Origin of the sequence: Xylanibacter brevis P6B11, assembly GCF_000621825.1 — a bacterium.
Classification (GTDB): domain Bacteria; phylum Bacteroidota; class Bacteroidia; order Bacteroidales; family Bacteroidaceae; genus Prevotella; species Prevotella brevis.
This window is the reverse complement of the sequence record NZ_KK211353.1, coordinates 314,566-331,770: the sequence shown is the minus strand read 5'-3', so window position 1 is coordinate 331,770 and position 17,205 is coordinate 314,566. Positions and strand designations below refer to the sequence as shown.

The 17,205-nt window shown below is 51.0% G+C and carries 16 protein-coding genes; 9 read left to right on the top strand and 7 right to left on the bottom strand.

Annotation, left to right across the window (positions count from 1 at the left end; all coding sequences use genetic code 11):
* Nucleotides 1-5: 5 nt before the first annotated feature.
* From pyrE to T496_RS0112865, 5 genes are all read right to left on the bottom strand, one after another.
* Nucleotides 6-635: an orotate phosphoribosyltransferase gene (gene pyrE / locus T496_RS0112885; RefSeq protein ID WP_027451122.1), complete on the bottom strand. Its 630-nt coding sequence runs from the start codon at nt 633-635 to the stop codon at nt 6-8.
* 79 nt (nt 636-714) lie between these two features.
* Nucleotides 715-1,413: a ComF family protein gene (locus T496_RS0112880; protein ID WP_027451121.1), complete on the bottom strand. Its 699-nt coding sequence runs from the start codon at nt 1,411-1,413 to the stop codon at nt 715-717.
* The gene (locus tag T496_RS0112875) at nt 1,391-1,879 is read right to left on the bottom strand and encodes a regulatory protein RecX (protein ID WP_027451120.1); all 489 of its coding nucleotides are present in this window, start codon (nt 1,877-1,879) and stop codon (nt 1,391-1,393) included. The genes T496_RS0112880 and T496_RS0112875 overlap by 23 nt, the downstream gene beginning before the upstream one ends.
* Nucleotides 1,870-2,703: a peptide chain release factor N(5)-glutamine methyltransferase gene (gene prmC / locus T496_RS0112870; protein ID WP_027451119.1), complete on the bottom strand. Its 834-nt coding sequence runs from the start codon at nt 2,701-2,703 to the stop codon at nt 1,870-1,872. Before prmC ends, T496_RS0112875 begins: the two co-directional genes overlap by 10 nt.
* Before the next feature lie 84 nt (nt 2,704-2,787).
* Complete coding sequence (locus T496_RS0112865) at nt 2,788-3,528, bottom strand: four helix bundle suffix domain-containing protein (RefSeq protein ID WP_081783673.1); 741 nt, start codon at nt 3,526-3,528, stop codon at nt 2,788-2,790.
* A 188-nt stretch (nt 3,529-3,716) separates the two neighbouring features.
* Here T496_RS0112865 and ribD point away from each other — a divergent pair, with 188 nt between their 5' ends.
* Complete coding sequence (gene ribD / locus T496_RS0112860) at nt 3,717-4,637, top strand: bifunctional diaminohydroxyphosphoribosylaminopyrimidine deaminase/5-amino-6-(5-phosphoribosylamino)uracil reductase RibD (RefSeq protein ID WP_044111286.1); 921 nt, start codon at nt 3,717-3,719, stop codon at nt 4,635-4,637.
* Nucleotides 4,638-5,033: 396 nt separating this feature from the next.
* Here ribD and T496_RS14790 read toward each other — a convergent pair whose 3' ends face one another.
* Both T496_RS14790 and argS read right to left on the bottom strand, forming a co-directional pair.
* Nucleotides 5,034-5,927, bottom strand: a complete 894-nt coding sequence (locus tag T496_RS14790; protein WP_027451116.1) for a DUF559 domain-containing protein — start codon at nt 5,925-5,927, stop codon at nt 5,034-5,036.
* 64 nt (nt 5,928-5,991) lie between these two features.
* A complete protein-coding gene (gene argS, locus T496_RS0112850) occupies nt 5,992-7,776 on the bottom strand; it encodes an arginine--tRNA ligase (protein ID WP_027451115.1) in 1,785 nt (594 codons plus the stop codon).
* Nucleotides 7,777-8,220: 444 nt separating this feature from the next.
* On the opposite strand from argS, the gene rplM reads away from it, so the two are divergent.
* The 8 genes from rplM to ispF all read left to right on the top strand — a co-directional run bounded on the left by rplM (nt 8,221) and on the right by ispF (nt 17,117).
* Nucleotides 8,221-8,682, top strand: coding sequence for a 50S ribosomal protein L13 (rplM, locus tag T496_RS0112845; protein ID WP_027451114.1), 462 nt, complete (start codon nt 8,221-8,223; stop codon nt 8,680-8,682).
* 9 nt (nt 8,683-8,691) lie between these two features.
* Nucleotides 8,692-9,078: a 30S ribosomal protein S9 gene (rpsI, locus tag T496_RS0112840; protein ID WP_027451113.1), complete on the top strand. Its 387-nt coding sequence runs from the start codon at nt 8,692-8,694 to the stop codon at nt 9,076-9,078.
* 235 nt (nt 9,079-9,313) lie between these two features.
* Nucleotides 9,314-10,141 (top strand): 30S ribosomal protein S2, encoded by an 828-nt coding sequence (gene rpsB, locus T496_RS0112835; protein ID WP_027451112.1) that lies wholly within the window; start codon nt 9,314-9,316, stop codon nt 10,139-10,141.
* 40 nt (nt 10,142-10,181) lie between these two features.
* A complete protein-coding gene (gene tsf, locus T496_RS0112830; RefSeq protein ID WP_027451111.1) occupies nt 10,182-11,180 on the top strand; it encodes a translation elongation factor Ts in 999 nt (332 codons plus the stop codon).
* An 82-nt stretch (nt 11,181-11,262) separates the two neighbouring features.
* Nucleotides 11,263-11,880 (top strand): fumarylacetoacetate hydrolase family protein, encoded by a 618-nt coding sequence (locus T496_RS0112825; protein ID WP_027451110.1) that lies wholly within the window; start codon nt 11,263-11,265, stop codon nt 11,878-11,880.
* Nucleotides 11,881-11,886: 6 nt separating this feature from the next.
* Nucleotides 11,887-15,414: a type IX secretion system sortase PorU gene (porU, locus tag T496_RS0112820; RefSeq protein WP_027451109.1), complete on the top strand. Its 3,528-nt coding sequence runs from the start codon at nt 11,887-11,889 to the stop codon at nt 15,412-15,414.
* A gap of 30 nt (nt 15,415-15,444) precedes the next feature.
* Nucleotides 15,445-16,620, top strand: coding sequence for a type IX secretion system outer membrane channel protein PorV (porV, locus tag T496_RS0112815; RefSeq protein ID WP_027451108.1), 1,176 nt, complete (start codon nt 15,445-15,447; stop codon nt 16,618-16,620).
* A 20-nt stretch (nt 16,621-16,640) separates the two neighbouring features.
* A complete protein-coding gene (ispF, locus tag T496_RS0112810) occupies nt 16,641-17,117 on the top strand; it encodes a 2-C-methyl-D-erythritol 2,4-cyclodiphosphate synthase (RefSeq protein WP_027451107.1) in 477 nt (158 codons plus the stop codon).
* Nucleotides 17,118-17,205: the final 88 nt, after the last annotated feature.

Below are 17,205 nucleotides of genomic sequence, written 5' to 3'. Positions count from 1 at the left end.
CGCAATTATTTCTTCCACTCACCGGGGTTCTTTCTCCATTCAGCCAGCACGGCCTTGTCTTCCTCCTTGATGTAGCCTGTCTCGGCAGCCTGCTCCAGCACAGCATCGTAGTTGCTCAGTGTGATGAGCTTGACGCCAGCCTCGCGGAAGGCCTCTTCAGCCACGGGGAAACCATAGGTGAACGAAGCTACCATACCGATCACCTCTACGCCATACTCGCGCAGTGCAGCAACGGCTTTCAGTGAGCTACCGCCGGTAGAAATCAGGTCTTCTACGACCACTACCTTAGCACCTTTCTTGATCTCACCCTCTACCTGGTTGCCCATGCCGTGATCTTTTGGCTTCGGACGCACGTAGCTATAGGGAAGACCCAGCTGGTCGGCTACCAGTGCACCCTGTGCAATGGCGCCAGTGGCAACACCTGCCACAGCCTCGGCCTCGGGGAAGTTCTCCTGAATGGCATGACACAGTTCCAACTTCACGAACGAGCGCAGTTGTGGGAACGAAAGCGTCTTGCGGTTGTCAGTATAAATAGGTGATTTCCATCCACTTGCCCATGTGAATGGGTCGTTGGGTTGCAACTTGATGGCCTGAATATCCATCAGCTTCTGGGCGAATTGTTTTTTGATATCCATTGTGTTCTATTTAGTTTTGCGTGCAAAGGTACATAATTTAATTGAAAACTAATCAATTATGAATGATATTTTTAATTATTTACCCTTTGGTGAGACCGATGGAAAGTACGCTGATTCGTGTGTCTCCGGCCTTGACCAGTTCTTCGGCGCAGGCCGTAACGGTGGCCCCTGTGGTGATGACGTCGTCGATGAGTAGCAGGTGCTTGCCGCGTATCTTCTCGGGTTGTTTCAGGTAGAAGGCATTCTGCACGTTTTCTCGGCGTTCGCGGGTGTTCAGTTGTGTCTGACTGCCTTTGAATTTGGTGCGTTTCACCACCTTATCATATACCGGTATGCCCGTGATCTCGTGGATGCCTTTGGCGATCTCTTCGCTCTGGTTGTAGCCGCGCTGCAGGCGTCTCAGCCAGGTGATGGGCATCGGGATAATGGCATCGATGCCGTCAAAGAATCCGTGTGGGACCATGCGCGTGGCTGTGAGGCGCCCTAAGTACTGCCCCGTTTCGGGCGCGTAATGGTATTTCAGGTCATGAATAAGTCGGTAGGGTGGCGATTGTGGCTGGTAGTAAAACAGGGCAGCCACCCGTTCTACGGGAAACAAGCCCCAGAAGAGGCGCGCCATGGGATTGTCGAGCGGATGATGATGAAACGAGGCGAAGGGAATGTCGCAGAGACATTTAATGCAGATACATTCCTCGGTGGACGACAGACGTCTTCCGCAGATGGCGCAGGTGCGTGGCGCTATGAAGTCGAGCAGGTCAGTCCAGAAATTCGCTCTCATCTTCTACGTTGATGCATTGTTTGATGATGTCCATCGTGAAGCCGCGCGACAGGGCAAACTTGATGAGTTTCATGTTGAGCTCGTAGTCGCTGTTGGCCTTCGTTGAGCGTCGCTTCTGTTTGAGCATCGGCGTGAGGATAGCCGTGTACTCCTCGTCATCTACTTCATCGAGCACGGCCTTGGCAATATGTTCGTCGATGCGCTTCATCCATAGAGCCTGTTCCACCTTGCGGCGTCCCCATTTGTTGTAGCGTATCTTGTCGTTGACGAAAGCCCGTGTAAAGCGCTCATCGTCCACATAGCGCTCTTTCACAAGGCGTTCCATCACCTGTGCCTGTTCTTCTGGTGAAACGCCCCACTGGCGCATCTTGTCTATCATCTCCTGCTGACAGTGTTCGCTGCGGGCGCAGAGGGCTGTCAGTTTTAGGTAGGCCTGCTGACCGGTCATCTCTTTCTTTATCGCCATGATTTAGTAAATCGCTGTTTGTTAAACTGATCGTTTCTGACCTCTGTATGTGTGAATCCTTCGTTGTAGAGCATCTGTTTCATCTCGTCGACATACAACGGGTTGATTTCAAAGTAGAGGCTTCCGTCTGTGTCGAGCGCCTGTTGCGCAAAGCGTGCGATGGCGCGATAGAACAGCAGAGGGTCGTCGTCGGGCACGAAGAGAGCCAGTGATGGTTCGTGTTCCAGCACGTTGCGTTCCATCTCCGCGCGTTCCTTATTACATATATAGGGCGGGTTGCTGACGATGATATCAAGACCCACCCCCAGCCCCTCCCTGTAAAGGAGGGGGGAATTTAGTATATCCACCTTCTCGAACGACACGTGAACATTGGCACGTTTGGCGTTCTCTGCGGCTATGCGTAGGGCATCGTCGCTGACGTCCCATGCCGTCACCTCTGCATGAGGAATCTCTGCTGCCAGTGTGCAGGCGATGCATCCGCTGCCTGTGCCGATGTCGAGAATGTGCCCCTTCCATTTGGAGGGGGTCGGGGGGAGGCTCCATTCACAGAGCTCGTAGGTCTCCGGTCGTGGTATCAGCACGCCCGGCTCCACGTGGAAAGTTCTTCCGCCGAAGTCTGCCTGCCCCAGCACGTACTGTACGGGCTCGCCCGTCAGCAGGCGCTGTCGTAAGGTCAGCATCTCGCCCTCATCGCCAGTCTTACCGCAGATGATGTCTGTCATGGAGAGTCCGAAGCGCACCTCCATCACCATGCGGGCGATGGCCTTTGCCTCGCCAGCCTCGTAAACGGCCGTCAGTGGTTTCCTGAATTCTTCGTAGGTCATTTTTTTCGTTGTGTCGTTGTGTCGTTATGTCGTTGTCTCGATATATCGATATTCCGATATTCCGATATTTCGAGATTTCGGCCTTTAACTAATTCTTCTTGTCCCGTTGCACGTCGGATAGGCGCTGCAGCTCCAAAATTCCTTGCCGGAGTTGGTGCCTTTCTTGGCCACGCGCTTGATCATTGGCTTTCCGCAAAGAGGGCAGGTCGGCGCGCCTGCCTGAACACTTTGCTGCGCCCTAAAGGCAAGTCGCTCTGCTGTGAGGCCTTCGGTAAAGCCACCCTCAACTTTGAATGTCTCTAACTGACGTTCTATCTGACGACTAATCATCTGAATCAGACGGTTGCATAGCACAAGCAGACAGTTGGCAGCCGTTAGCGAATCGCCACTCTTCAGCCATTTGTCGAACTTATGCTTCTGAGCCAGAATATGAATGCTGCTTTTGTGCAGGATGTCATCTTTATATTCAGGACGGTCTAGGTGGATGCTGCTGACAGCCTGATAGTCTGCCGACTGCATAGACCAGGGGATGCTCTCTTGACGAAGTAACCAGTTCAGATAGTCGTTAGCCAGTTCGGCCAGCGTGGCACGAGCCACATCCGTGAGCTTCATCTCTGTCTCTTTCGAGGTGGCGTGGCGCGAACTGCCTTCGGCAATGTTTGCAGGGGCCGAGCGTGCCGCCATCGTCATCTGGTCGTATTGTCGTCCGCAGGGGTCGTTATGCTGATTCAGATAGGCCATGCAAAAATCCTGGGTCGCCAATTGAATCACGTTAGCAAGCACCCATGTGTCAAGCCAGTAGAATCCGAATCTAGTTATTTCCATTCTTCTTTTTTTTGATGTGTCGTTATATCGATATCGTTATATCGAGATATCGACACGTTGATTTTTAATTTCTTCTGCAAAGTTAAGTCTTTCTCTTGAAACAGACAAGGATATGGTGGGAAAAACTCCTGACGCATTGCTCAATTAAAATAATAATTGTAACTTTGCAGCTGTAAATAATGACGTGAATGACGATGACAATAGATGAGATGTATATGCAGCGCTGTCTGCAACTGGCACAGAACGGACGACTGAATGCGAAGCCTAACCCGATGGTGGGGGCGGTGATTGTGGCCAACGGACATATCATTGGCGAGGGCTACCACGTGCGCTGCGGACAGGGACATGCCGAGGTAAACGCGTTTGCTTCTGTACGTCCTGAGGATGAGGCTCTGTTGCCTGAGTCCACGATATATGTGTCGCTTGAACCTTGTTCTCATTATGGCAAGACACCACCCTGTGCCGATTTGATTGTCAGAAAAGGGGTGAAGCGTGTTGTCGTGGGCTGCATCGATGAGTTTGCCGAGGTGAAAGGCCGCGGTATCCAGAAGTTGCGCGATGCTGGTATCGAGGTGACTGTGGGCGTACTGGAACAGGCGTGCAAGGCGCTGAACCGACGTTTCTTTACTTTTCATCGCTTACATCGCCCGTACATTATATTAAAATGGGCGCAGACGGCCAACGGGTTCATTGATGACAATGGCAAGGCCATTGCCATATCGTCGTCTTTTACAAAGATGCTGAGCCATAAACTGCGTGCCGAAGAAGATGCTATTCTGGTGGGACGTGTCACAGACGAACGCGAACATCCGCAGCTCACCGTGCGAGAGTGGGTGGGACCCAATCCCAAACGTCTGGTGGTGGACAATCAGCACCCTTTGAACCTGGAAGCGCTGCATGCACATAATGTGCAGTCGCTGATTGTAGAGGGTGGCAGAAAAACGCTGGAGTCGTTCTTGGTGCAGGGCTTATGGGACGAAATCAGGGTGGAGACAAACCTCGGACTGACGGTCTTTGGCGGCACCCGCGCACCGCAGTTGCCCGCCAATGTGAAAGTGGTGTCGCAGCAGTTCTTTGGTGATAATGTGATTGTGAGGTATGAGAAGTGACCTCACCTGACTTCCCCAAGGGGAGAGGCCCCCCTCTTGACCTCCCCAAGGGAAGGAAATGATAGGTTTTGAAATGCAATAGCGCCGCTTTTATAAAGTAAAAGTGGCGCTATTGCGTTGTAATTCGGTAAGTTTTGTGTCGCATCTAGAGTTTAGAAATGTACAATGTAGACTCTAGATTCATCCAATCTAGACTTTAGATGCGCTCAATCTAGACTCTAGCCCGGGAGCAACAGTAAAAACTGTTGCCTGCCAAAAGTGCCTCTCTATCCCTGCCAAACGCCCAAAATAAGCTAGCATTTCAGTTTAAATCAAAGTGAAAAACGCGCCCAACCATCTCCTCCCCCTTGGGGAGGTCGGGTGGGGGGCATCTCCTTGGGGAGGTCGGGTGGTGGGCTACTTTCTGCCGAAATCAGCTGGCACCTCACCCCATTTCTTGGTTTCCCATTTCACGATAGGATTGCGGTAGTTGTGCGTTCGCAGCCAGTTTTCGGCACGTAGGATAACTTGATAGAGCGGCTCCGTTTCGGGGGTGCGCTCCAGTTTGGTCTTGCATTGACGCTTTTTCACCCATAAGATGGCATTGTTGCTGTCGCTATAGATGGTCTTGTCGTGAAGCCCCTTCTGCCAGCAGAGTGCCAAAGCGTGAACGATGGCTAGAAACTCTCCGATGTTGTTTGTGCCTTTGACGGGGCCGTAGTGAAACACCTGTGCACCTGTTTGTAAGTCGATGCATTGATATTCCATAGGACCGGGATTGCCGCTACAGGCCGCGTCCACAGCCCACGCGTCTAAACGAACTCCAGCCTCCTCCAACCCCCTCCAAGTAGAGGGGGCTTTCTGTGCAGGAGAGTTGGCTTTTCCTGTAGCTCCCTCTACTTGAATGTGGTTGGTGGAGGTTCCGGGCTTTATGATTTCCATAAGCGACTTCTTAATATCTTTGATGACTTGTTGCGTTTTGCCAATTACTTCGTCGTTAGTAAAACGTATGACTGTGTATCCGGATTTTTGGAGATCTGCTGTGCGGCTTTTGTCTTTGACTATTTGTTGTCCGTCTAAATGATATTCTCCATCAATTTCGATGACAAGCTTTTTATGAAGACATACAAAATCAACGATATAATCCTTGATGATATGTTGCCGTCTGAATTTGTGACCATCAAGACTCTTTGACTTAAGAATATCCCACACGACACTCTCGGCCTCAGTAGGATGACTTTTGTTGTAGTCGGCATAGGCACTTAATAAGTCATAGTTGGCACAATCTGCCGTCTCATAAACAAACTTCATCGTTCTCTCTCTTTCGTTGTTTTTAAAAAGCCCCCTCTACTTGGAGGGGGTTGGGGGAGGCTTTTTACATTCTTTCAGGAACTTCAATACCCAGCAGACTCATGCCGTTCTTGATAATCTTGGCAACATTCTTAGCCAACATCAGGCGCACGGCCTTCTTCTGCTCGTCGGCCTCGTTCAAGATGCTGAAGTCATGGTAGAACTGGTTGAACACCTTGGTCAGCTCGTAGCAGTAGTTGGCAATGCCAGAGGGGCTGTAGTCCTTGCCAGCCTGCTCTACGGCAGCGCCAAACTCAGACATCTTCTGGATGAGCTCTACCTCTTTCTCTGCCAGTTGCGCGGCAGCACATGCTGGCTTTAAGCCTTCAGCCTCTGCCTTACGCAGAATGCTGCGGATACGAGCGTATGTATATTGGATGAAAGGACCTGTATTGCCATTGAAGTCGATACTCTCCTCGGGGTTGAACAGCATGTTCTTGCGGGCGTCAACCTTCAGGATGAAGTATTTCAGCGCGCCCATACCCACGATGCGGGCAATCTCGCGGCGCTCCTCTTCGGTCATATCGTCAAATTTACCTAGTTCCATAGAGGTCTTGTAGGCGTCGTCAACCATCAGCTGCATCAGGTCGTCGGCATCTACAACGGTACCCTCGCGGCTCTTCATCTTACCGTTGGGCAGTTCCACCATGCCGTAAGAGAAGTGAACCAGTTCCTTACCCCACTTGAAGCCCAGGCGGTCGAGCAGGATAGAGAGCACCTGGAAGTGATAGTTCTGCTCGTTGCCAACCACGTAGATCATCTTGTCGATGGGGAAGTCCTTGAAGCGCATCTCGGCCGTACCGATGTCCTGTGTCATATAGACGCTGGTGCCGTCAGAACGGAGCAACAGCTTCTGGTCCAGTCCCTCGTTGGTCAGGTCTGCCCATACGGAGTTGTCCTCGTGGCGCTCGAAGAGTCCTTTGGCGAGTCCTTCTTCCACCTTGGCCTTACCTTTAAGGTAGGTTTGAGACTCATAGTATATCTTGTCGAAGCCCACGCCCATCTTCTTGTAGGTCTCATCGAAACCGGCATATACCCAGTTGTTCATCTTCTCCCACAGAGCGCGAACCTCGGGATCGTTGTTTTCCCATTTCACCAGCATCTCGTGAGCCTCCTTGATAAGGGGAGCTTCCTGCTTGGCTTTCTCCTCGTCCATGCCCTGTGCCACGAGCTCCTTCACCTCTTCGCGATAGTGCTTGTCGAAAGCCACGTAGTAGTCGCCAATGAGGTGGTCGCCCTTCTTGCCAGATGATTCGGGAGTCTCGCCATTGCCGTACTTCAGCCAGGCGAGCATAGATTTACAGATATGAATACCGCGGTCGTTGACGATGTTGGTTTTCACCACCTTGTTGCCGTTGGCCTCCATGATCTGAGCCAATGACCAACCCAGCAGGTTGTTGCGCACGTGACCCAAGTGAAGGGGCTTGTTGGTGTTGGGTGAAGAGTATTCAATCATAACCAGAGGCGCATTCTCGTCGGCTTGCTTCATACCGTAGTGCTCGTCGCTGTCCATAGCTTGCAGCAGTTGCAGCCATGCACCCTCGCCAATGCTCAGGTTTAAGAAACCCTTAACGACGTTGAACTTCTCAACGGCCGAACAGTTGTCAACCAGATACTGTCCAATCTCTTGGGCGGTCTGCTCAGGTGATTTTTTAGCGGCTTTCACAAATGGGAAAACCACCAGTGTCAGGTTACCCTCAAACTCGCTGCGTGTCTTCTGCAGCTGCAACATCTTTTCGCTTGCCTCCATGCCGTAGAGCGCCTTGACGGCCTGACCTGCGGCTTGACTTATCAGTGTCTCGATATTCATACTTCCTATATATATAATAATATGGTGTGCAAAGGTACTATATTTTTATTAAACACGCAAATAAAGATGTTCCTTTTTCAAGGATTATCGGAAAAGTGGCAACTTTCGTGCTTGTTCCACTGCGGCATTTAATGCCCTGTTATGAAGTCAATTAGCATCATGCTTGAAGTGCTGTTTTGGTTCATAAGCGCCTTTTGGATTGGTTAATAATATTTATTTATGTTAAATAACTATAATTTTATGGTTGCTGCATGGATGTATGCTTCTTAATTTCAATTAATGTGAGTACCTTTGCAGTCCGATTATTGGGGGAGAGTCTTAGAATCCCCACGGGCGTCGTGTAAATAGTGACTGTCTTTGGCCGGATGGCACGGTTTGGGAATCGGCGTTCACACAATCAACTTTATAAAGTAAAAAACTGTTTTTTAGTAAATTTATTTAAGAATGAACACTTTAAGTTACAAGACCGTCTCTATCAATAAAGAGACTGCCAAGAAGGAGTGGGTAGTTATCGACGCTACTGATCAGGTAGTAGGTCGTCTCGCTTCTAAGGTCGCAAAGCTGATTCGTGGCAAGTATAAGCCCAGCTTCACCCCACACGTAGATTGTGGCGACAACGTTATTATTATCAATGCTGCCAAGGTGCGTTTCACCGGCAACAAGGAAACCGACAAGGTTTACACTCGTTATACTGGCTATCCTGGTGGTCAGCGTTTCAACACACCCGCTGAGCTGCGCAAGCGCCCCAACGGTGTTGATCGCATCATCCGTCATGCAGTAAAGGGTATGCTGCCCAAGGGTCCCCTCGGTCGCAGCCTGCTGAACAACCTCTATGTATACGAGGGAACAGAGCATAAGCACGAGGCTCAGCAGCCAAAGGCTATTGATATTAACCAGTATAAATAATAAAAGGAGATGGAAGTAATTAACGCTATAGGTCGTCGCAAGAGCTCAGTAGCTCGCGTTTATCTGTCAGAGGGTACTGGCAAGATCACGATCAACAAGAAGGACTTAACAGAATATTTCCCCTCAGCTATCCTGCAGTACGTTGTTAAGCAGCCCCTGAACCTGCTGGAAGTTGCTGAGAAGTATGACATCAAGGCAAACCTCGACGGTGGTGGTTTCACTGGCCAGAGCCAGGCTCTGCGTCTCGCTATTGCCCGCGCACTCGTTAAGGTTAATGCTGAGGATAAGAAGACACTGCGCAGTCAGGGCTTCCTGACACGTGATAGCCGTGAGGTTGAGCGTAAGAAGCCAGGTCGTCCCAAGGCACGTCGTCGCTTCCAGTTCAGTAAGCGTTAATCTTGGACCGAGAGTCATGATGAGCGTATGGAAAGGTTGTATGACCTGCTGCGCTGCATGAGACTCGCCACAAGAAACTGAACGGTTTAGTATCTAAATCCGGGGGACTTGGTCTGCTCCGAGAATGAATGAGGCGATGCCTCGCTCCGTTCTCACCACAGTTCTCAATTACTCTCGGGTTGATCTAACAAGATTAAAAAGAAAGTAAACAAACAATTAAAGCATTTAAGAAAAAATGGCAAGAACAAATTTTGATATGCTGTTGCAGGCTGGCTGTCACTTCGGTCACCTGAAGCGTAAGTGGAACCCCGCCATGGCTCCCTACATCTACACTGAGCGTAACGGTATTCACATCATCGACCTGCACAAGACTGTTGTTAAGGTTGACGAGGCTGCAGAGGCACTGAAGAACATCGCTCGCGGTGGTAAGAAAATCCTCTTCGTAGGTACTAAAAAACAGACTAAAGAAGTGATCGCCGAGAAGGCAGCAAGCGTTAACATGCCTTATGTTATCGAGCGCTGGCCCGGTGGTATGCTGACCAACTTCCCCACCATCCGCAAGGCTGTGAAGAAGATGGCTAATATTGATAAGCTCATGCAGGACGGTACCTATGGTAACCTGTCTAAGCGCGAGTTGCTGCAGATTACTCGTCAGCGCGCTAAGCTGGAGAAGAACCTCGGTTCTATCGCTGACCTGACTCGTCTGCCAAGCGCCCTGTTCGTTGTTGACGTTATGAAGGAGCATATTGCTGTTGCCGAGGCTAACCGTCTGGGTATCCCCGTATTCGGTATCGTTGATACCAACAGCGATCCTAAGAACATCGACTTCGTTATCCCCGCTAACGATGACGCTAAGGACAGCGTAGAGGTAATCCTCAACGCTTGCTGCGCTGCTATCGCCGAGGGTGTTGAAGAGCGTAAGGTAGAGAAGGCCGACGAGAAGGCTGCTGATGCTCAGGCAGAGGCTGCTGCAGAGGAGGCTAAGCCCAAGCGCACACGTCGTGCTCGCAAGGATGAGGCTGCTGAGGCTCCCGCTGCTGCTGAGGCTCCCGCTGCAGAGTAATTTTTAGAATTGAACAATTTTAAAATCGAAGAATTTAATTATGGCAATTTCAATTGACGATATCAAGAAGCTTCGCGCTATGACTGGCGCTGGTCTGGCTGACGTAAAGAAGGCTCTGACCGAGGCTGAAGGTGATTTCGATCGCGCTAAGGAGCTGCTTCGTGAGCGTGGTCTGGCTATCGCTGCTAAGCGTTCAGACCGCGAGACCTCTAATGGTTGCGTACTCGTGAAGAAGGATGGCAAGTTTGCTGCTACTATCGCCCTGAAGTGTGAGACTGACTTCGTTGCTAACGGTGCTGACTTCATCGCTCTGACCCAGGCTGTCCTCGACGCTGCTATCGCTGCTCAGGCTAAGACTCTGGACGAGGTGAAGGAGCTGACTCTGGCCGACGGTCAGAAGGTTCAGGATGCTGTAACACAGCGTTCTGGTATCACCGGTGAGAAGATGGAGCTCGATGGCTACCTGACTCTCGAGGGTGACAACATCGAGGTTTACGACCACATGGGTAAGCACACTCTGTGCACCATGGTTCAGACCAACAAGGAGAATGCAGAGGCTGGCCACAAGGTTGCAATGCAGGTTGCAGCTATGAAGCCCGTAGCTCTGAATGCTGATCAGGTTGACCAGAAGGTTCTCGACGAGGAGTACAACACTGCCGTTGAGAAGACCAAGCTGGAGCAGGTTGAGAAGTACGTAGAGGTTGTTCTGAAGAAGGCTGGTATCAACCCCAACCTCGTTGATAGCGAAGATCACATCGCAAGCAACATCAACAAGGGCTGGCTCACTGAGGAGCAGGCTAAGGAAGCTCGCGAGTTGAAGGAGAAGGCTGCTGCTGAGAAGGCTGCTACGCTGAATCCTAACATGATCGAGAACATCGCCAAGGGTCGTGTGCAGAAGTTCCTGAAGGAGAACTGCCTGGTTGACCAGGAGTTCCAGTTCGGTGACGGCGACAAGGCTTCTGTTGCACAGTGGCTGAAGGCTCAGGATAAGGAACTCGAGATTGTTGCTTTCCGTCGCTTCACACTCGTTGCTGAGTAATCAACGACAAATAAATACATGGATAAGGCGGATGTATCGTGCATCCGCCTTTCTTTTTACCTGAAACGTAGTTTGTGGTGTTATGAAGATTTTTGGAGTAGGAATGAACTACATCCAGCACAATAAAGAACTGGATGGAACGTTATATAAACCAGAGCGTCCTGTGATTTTCACCAAGGCTGATTCTGCTTTACTGAAGGACAGAAAGCCCTTCTTTATTCCAGACTGGTGTCAGCGGGTGGATTACGAGGCCGAGGTGGTGGTGCGCATCTGTAGGCTGGGAAAGGGTATTCCCGCACGTTTTGCCCATCGCTATTATGATGCCGTTACGGTGGGTATCGACTTTACGGCACGTGATATGCAGGAAGAGGCTCGCAAGAAAGGTAACCCGTGGACTATCTGTAAGGGGTTTGATGGCAGTGCAGCTATTGGCGAATGGATCGAGAAAGAGAAGTTCCGCGATGTGCAGGCTCTGGATTTTCATCTGGACATCAACGGACAGACCGTGCAGAGTGGAAACACCTGCGAGATGCTCTATAAGATTGACGAGTTGATTGCCTATATCTCGCAGTTCTTTACGCTGAAGACGGGCGACCTGCTCTATACAGGAACTCCTGTAGGTGTGGGACCTGTTAAGATCGACGATCATCTGGAAGGTTTTCTGGAAGATCGCAAAGTGTTAGACTTTACATGTAAATAAGACATAATGAAGAAACGATTCGTCTTGATGCTTTTTGGTATGCTGGCAGGTGTGGTCAACATCTCTGCACAGGAATTCTTTAACCTGACTGCATCTGAGGTCAAGATAGACTCGGTTCTTCCTTTTTTTTCTCGCATCTATGATCTAGATGCTCATGGTGCCGATTCTGCCTATAGCGTGACGATCGCTTATCCTGAATTTATCGATATGTCTGAGGCAGATATCGAACGCTATCATCAGATTACATCATCACCTCTGCCAGCATTGCCTGTCGTCGAACAGTATATTGGTGTTTCGCGCAAGCAGGCTTCGCTGCATGTAGGTTTTGTACCGCTGGTCTATCGCGACGGGAAATACCAGAAGCTGGTCAGCTTTAAGTTGAAGGTGCAGGCTGTTCCCCTCAGCAAGCGTCAGGCGCTGATGCGCAGGGCTGCTGAAAAGCGCTATGCCGATCATTCTGTCTTAGCCTCTGGTCAGTGGGCCAAGATCAGTATTCCCGAGACAGGTATCTATCAAATCACCGAGGCCCTGATACGTCAAGCAGGGTTCAGTGACATCAATAAGGTCAAGGTCTATGGCTATGGCGGTGCGCTGCAGCCAGACGTGTTGACAGGCAGTTATCTTGCTTCTACGGATGACTTGAAGGAAGTGCCACAATGTGTGGTCGGTGGCAAGCACCTGTTTCATGCCGTAGGTCCTGTGGGGTGGGAAAGTGCCACTGCCACTGAGCGCACTCGCAATTTCTATGCTGACTATGGTTGCTATTTCCTGACAGAGAGTGACGGCGAACCGCTCACCGTGGATAGTCTCACCTTTGCCGATAGCTTCTATCCCACCAACAACGACTATCACACCCTTCATGAGGTAGATGACTTCGCATGGTATCATAGTGGGCGCAACCTGTCAGAAAGCACACTCCTGACGGCTTCAGGCATCAGTTATCAACTGCCCTCGCATACCACCAGTGCGAAACTGACCGTTAAGTTGACCTCTGACAACAACTTTGAAGTGGAGGTGTTGCTCAACGGCACCTCACTCGGCACGTTGGCTAATACCTCTGGCCTCCCATCGTATAATAAGGCCATCGAGCGTACCAAGACATTTACTGCAGACGGCATTTTGAAGGACAAGAACAACGTCACGCTGCGCCTGAAGTCGGGTTCTGCCGTGCGTCTGGATTACCTCTGTCTGACACATCCCACACCAGCGGTGATGCCCAGTCTGTCAGAAACCGCCTTTAAGTCGCCTACTTTCGTTTATCGCATCACCAATCAAGACCACCATGCCGACCAGGCAGCCGACATGGTCATCATCATTCCCACCAGTCAGCAAGTACTGTCGCAGGCATTGCGTTTGAAGGAGTTGCATGAGTCAAAGGACGACATGCGCGTCACGATTGTACCTGCCGACGAACTGTATAATGAGTTCTCGAGCGGAACCCCCGATGCCAATGCCTATCGTCGCTATCTGAAGATGTTGTACGACCGCGCGGACAACGAGACAGACGCTCCCCGTTATCTGCTACTCTTCGGTGATGGCGCTTGGGACAACCGTATGCGTACCTTGAGCTGGCGCACCTATTCTCCCGATGATTTCCTGTTGTGTCATGAAGCTGAGAATTCATTCAGCGAGACAGACAGTTATGTGGCAGACGACTACTTCTGTTTGCTCGACGACGGTGAGGGCGCAAAGCTCACCATCAGTGATAAGCTGGATGTGGGCGTAGGCCGACTGACAGCCCGCACCGAGGAAGAGGCCCGTGTGATGGTGGATAAGATTGTGAGCTATCGCAACAACGAACAGGCTGGTTCTTGGCAGAACACGCTTTGCTTTCTGGGCGACGATGGCAACGATAATGACCATATGAGAGCTGCCGAGTCGGCTGCTTCCGCCATAGAGAAAGCCTTCCCCAACTATCAGCTTAGGCGCATCTATTGGGATGCCTATCCACGTGTGGTGTCCTCTACGGGCTATAGTTATCCGGAGGTGGAAAACGTGGTGAAGCAGCAGATGAAGGATGGTGCCTTGATCATGGACTACTGTGGCCATGGAGCCGCCTATTGTCTGTCTCACGAGATGGTGCTGCAACGTGCCGATTTCAGTGAGCAGACCTCCCTGCGCTTGCCACTTTGGATCACCGCATCGTGTGATATCATGCCTTTCGATTCTCAAGAAGAGAATATTGGTGAAACGGCTATGCTCAATCCGAAAGGTGGAGCCATCGCCTTTTTCGGCACCACCCGCACGGTGTGGTCTTATGCCAACCGCGAAGTGAACAGAACCTTCCTGAATCATGTCCTTTCATCGACCGATGGAAGAAAGAATACCCTTGGCGACGCCGTGCGTCTGACCAAGAATCAAGTGTGGAACACAGCCTATCCCTATAACAAATTGCACTACGTCCTGCTGGGCGACCCCGCATTGAGTCTGGCAGCGCCCACCGGCGAGATGGTTGTGGATAGCATCAATGGTAAGGCCGTTGCCGATGGCGTGGTCACGCTGAAAGCCGGCGAACGCGTGGTTGTCAAAGGTCATGTGGTGAATGCCGCATCAAGCCAAGGCGTCGATGATCAGTTCAATGGCATCGTCAGCATGACGGTCAAGGACGTCGAGGAAACCATTGTTTGTCGCCAGAACGACGATGTCGAGACCTACTCAGCTTTTGTCTATAAAGATCGTCCAAATGTGTTGTATGTAGGTTCCGACAGTGTTAGCAATGGCCGTTTCACCGTCACCTTTGCGATGCCCAGCGATATCAGCTATGGTGCAAGCAGTGGCTTGATCCACCTCTATGCCGTCAGCGACAATGGTCAGGAGGCGCAAGGCCGCAATGAGTCGTTTGTGATGGCGGGCAATGCCCAACTGGCCAACGACGGTATCGGCCCCTCTATTTATTGCTACCTGAACAGCAGTTCGTTTACCAATGGCGATGCCGTCAACACCACACCCTATTTCTTTGCCGAGTTGACTGATAAAGATGGTATCAATGCGTCGGGCAGTGGCCTGGGTCATGACTTGGAACTGATTATCGACAACGACCCCATGATGACCTATCGCCTGAACGACTATTTCCAGTATGCCTTTGGTCAGTACACCAGCGGCACAGTAGGTTACAGCATACCCACGCTCAGCGAGGGTCCTCACACACTGTTGTTCCGTTCATGGGACGTGCTCAATAATGCCTCTACGGCCGAGTTGAAGTTCAATGTGGTCAAGGGCCTCACGCCTCACTGTTTCAGCGTCATGTGTACGAAGAACCCTGCCACCACCTCTACCTCGTTTATTATCAATCACGACCGCACCGGCAGCAATATGGATGTGGTCGTCGAGGTATTCGATATGTCTGGCCGTCAGCTGTGGTCACACAGCGAGAGCGGCGTTTCTACCGACAATACCTATACCGTCAACTGGAACCTGACGGTGGAAGGTGGCAGCAAGTTGCAGACTGGCGTCTATCTCTATCGTGTGCTTATCGCCACCGATGGCAGCCGTAAGGCCTCTCAGGCAAAGAAATTGATTATCCTTAGGCAATAATACGCCATGGCCTGCGTTATTATTTATGCAATGAACAAGAATATGAAGAAAACCCTATTGACAGTCTTCTGCGCACTGATGTCTGCTGCTGCTATGCAGGCAGAAGACTATAAGACCACGACGTTCAACCCCGTTGAACATGCCGTCATCTCGCAGACCATCGCGCCCGATGCTCGTGCTGCAGGTATGGGTGACGTTGGTGCCGCTACCGACCCTGACGTCAACTCCCAGTATTGGAACCTTGCCAAGTATCCGTTCTGTATCAGTCGTTCGGGCATTGCCTTGAACTACACCCCCTGGTTACGCCAGTTGGTCAACGATATCGACCTGGCCTATGTGGCTGGTTACTATCGTGTGGGCGAATATGGCGCGCTGTCAGGTTCGCTGCGCTACTTCTCTTTGGGTGAGGTTTATACCGACTACGACATCGAGAATGCCATGACCGTAAAGCCCTACGAGATGTCGCTCGATGTCGCCTACTCACAGATGCTGAGCGAGACGTTCTCACTGGGTGTTGGTCTGCGTTGGATCTACAGCGACCTGCGCTATGACTATAGCGACGACTCCAAGCCCGCGTCAGCCTTTGCTGCCGACATTGCCATGTACTACAACAACTACCTGATGCTGGGCAACCGTGAGTGTCAGTTGGGCTTAGGTCTGGTGGCCAGCAACATCGGTTCCAAGATTTCCTATTATGGTGATGATGAGAGTCAGTTCATCCCCGCCAATCTCCGTCTGGGTGCCTCTTTGATGATACCTTTCGACGAGTATAATCGCTTCTCTATTGCTGCCGATGCCAACAAGCTGATGGTTCCCACGGTGCCCCGCCAGATGGTTGGAGAAGACAACTCCACCTATCAGGACCGTGTGCGCAAGGAGTATTCTGATGTAGGTGCCATTAAGGGCATGTTCCAGAGCTTCAGCGACGCCCCTGGCGGATTCAAGGAAGAGCTGGAGGAGGTGCAGTGGAGCGTCGGTGCCGAGTATGTCTATCACGACCAGTTTGCGCTGCGTGCCGGTTATCACCATGAGTCAGAGTCGAAGGGCAACCGCAAATACTTCACCGTGGGTGGCGGTTTCCGCATGAACGTCTTCTCGCTCGACGTGGGCTACGTCATCTCTACCGCCCAGTCGAACCCCCTCGACCAGACCCTTCGTTTCACCCTGGCCTTCGACATGGATGGTCTCAAGGATTTGTTTAAGTAAAAAAGATAATCACGATTGCAATGATAAGAGTTGGAATGGGATATGATGTCCACCGACTGGTTGCCGGTCGCGACCTGTGGATGGGAGGCATCAAGTTGGATTATGAGATGGGCTTGCTGGGCCACAGTGATGCCGATGTCCTCATTCATGCCATTTGCGATGCCATCCTTGGTGCCGCCAATATGCGCGACATTGGCTATCACTTCCCCGACACATCGGCCGAGACCGAAGGTATGGACAGTAAGATCATCCTGAAGAAGACCATCGAACTGATTGCTTCCAAAGGCTACCGCCTGGGCAATATCGATGCCACCATCTGTGCCGAGAAACCCAAGATGAATCCACATATCCCTGCCATGCAGCAGTGCATGGCCCAGGTCATTGGCTGCGATCCTGATATGATTTCCATTAAGGCTACGACCACCGAGAAACTTGGTTTTACGGGACGTCAGGAAGGCATCTCCGCTTATGCCGTTGCCCTGATTGAACGTGTGTAACTAAAAAAAATGTGAAACAACACCCAATTTCGAATTATTTTTCCTAACTTTGCGCAGTAAATAAACTAACTTATTACTGCAATCAAAA

Excerpts from the sequence above, each read along its gene's own strand:
- pyrE (WP_027451122.1), bottom strand. The coding sequence starts at position 635 with ATGGATATCAAAAAACAATTCGCCCAGAAGCTGATGGATATTCAGGCC.
- T496_RS0112880 (WP_027451121.1), bottom strand. The coding sequence starts at position 1,413 with ATGAGAGCGAATTTCTGGACTGACCTGCTCGACTTCATAGCGCCACGC.
- T496_RS0112875 (WP_027451120.1), bottom strand. The coding sequence starts at position 1,879 with ATGGCGATAAAGAAAGAGATGACCGGTCAGCAGGCCTACCTAAAACTG.
- prmC (WP_027451119.1), bottom strand. The coding sequence starts at position 2,703 with ATGACCTACGAAGAATTCAGGAAACCACTGACGGCCGTTTACGAGGCT.
- T496_RS0112865 (WP_081783673.1), bottom strand. The coding sequence starts at position 3,528 with ATGGAAATAACTAGATTCGGATTCTACTGGCTTGACACATGGGTGCTT.
- ribD (WP_044111286.1), top strand. The coding sequence starts at position 3,717 with ATGACGATGACAATAGATGAGATGTATATGCAGCGCTGTCTGCAACTG.
- T496_RS14790 (WP_027451116.1), bottom strand. The coding sequence starts at position 5,927 with ATGAAGTTTGTTTATGAGACGGCAGATTGTGCCAACTATGACTTATTA.
- argS (WP_027451115.1), bottom strand. The coding sequence starts at position 7,776 with ATGAATATCGAGACACTGATAAGTCAAGCCGCAGGTCAGGCCGTCAAG.
- rplM (WP_027451114.1), top strand. The coding sequence starts at position 8,221 with ATGAACACTTTAAGTTACAAGACCGTCTCTATCAATAAAGAGACTGCC.
- rpsI (WP_027451113.1), top strand. The coding sequence starts at position 8,692 with ATGGAAGTAATTAACGCTATAGGTCGTCGCAAGAGCTCAGTAGCTCGC.
- rpsB (WP_027451112.1), top strand. The coding sequence starts at position 9,314 with ATGGCAAGAACAAATTTTGATATGCTGTTGCAGGCTGGCTGTCACTTC.
- tsf (WP_027451111.1), top strand. The coding sequence starts at position 10,182 with ATGGCAATTTCAATTGACGATATCAAGAAGCTTCGCGCTATGACTGGC.
- T496_RS0112825 (WP_027451110.1), top strand. The coding sequence starts at position 11,263 with ATGAAGATTTTTGGAGTAGGAATGAACTACATCCAGCACAATAAAGAA.
- porU (WP_027451109.1), top strand. The coding sequence starts at position 11,887 with ATGAAGAAACGATTCGTCTTGATGCTTTTTGGTATGCTGGCAGGTGTG.
- porV (WP_027451108.1), top strand. The coding sequence starts at position 15,445 with ATGAACAAGAATATGAAGAAAACCCTATTGACAGTCTTCTGCGCACTG.
- ispF (WP_027451107.1), top strand. The coding sequence starts at position 16,641 with ATGATAAGAGTTGGAATGGGATATGATGTCCACCGACTGGTTGCCGGT.